Annotated in this window: 1 pseudogene; it reads left to right on the top strand. The window is 70.2% G+C overall.

Annotated features, from left to right (window positions below):
- Positions 1-561 (top strand): annotated as a pseudogene (locus ACFQ2O_RS22365) (hypothetical protein); the annotation flags it as partial.

Below are 561 nucleotides of genomic sequence, written 5' to 3'. Positions count from 1 at the left end.
CACCTACGACGCTGCGGGACGCCCCGTCGAACTTGTCGATGGGGAGGGCGGACTGACCAGGATTGAACGCGACCTCGCGGGCCGGGTGATATCGCTCACCACCCCGTCCGGCGTCCGCGCAACCTACGAGTACGACCTCTGCGGCCGTCCGTCGGCCGCAACCGATCCGAGCGGCGCACGCACCGTACTCGAGTACGACGCGCACTCGCGTGTCGTCCGGTGGACGCTGCCCACCGGGGACACAGAGCAGGTCGTCTACGACGCAGTCGGGCGCGTGGTCGCGCGGACGACGCCGGGTTCCGGCACCAGTCGGTTCCGCTACGACGCTGCCGGGAGGCTCGTCTCGGTCCATGACGCCCGGTACGGCCGGCGCCGGTTCCGCTACGACGCCTCGGGTCAGCTTGCGGCGACCGTCAATGGTCTCGGCGGTGTCACCACCTTCGCCCACGACGAGCGAGGTCGGCTCACCGCCGTCACCGACCCAACGGGCGGCGTCACAACCCGTACGTACGACGATGCAGACCGCATCACAAGCGTGACCGACCCGCTCGGGCGCACCAC

Source organism: Pontibacter rugosus (assembly GCF_042678745.1).
Lineage (GTDB): Bacteria > Bacteroidota > Bacteroidia > Cytophagales > Hymenobacteraceae > Pontibacter > Pontibacter rugosus.
This window is presented reverse-complemented; position numbering and strand designations above follow the sequence as displayed.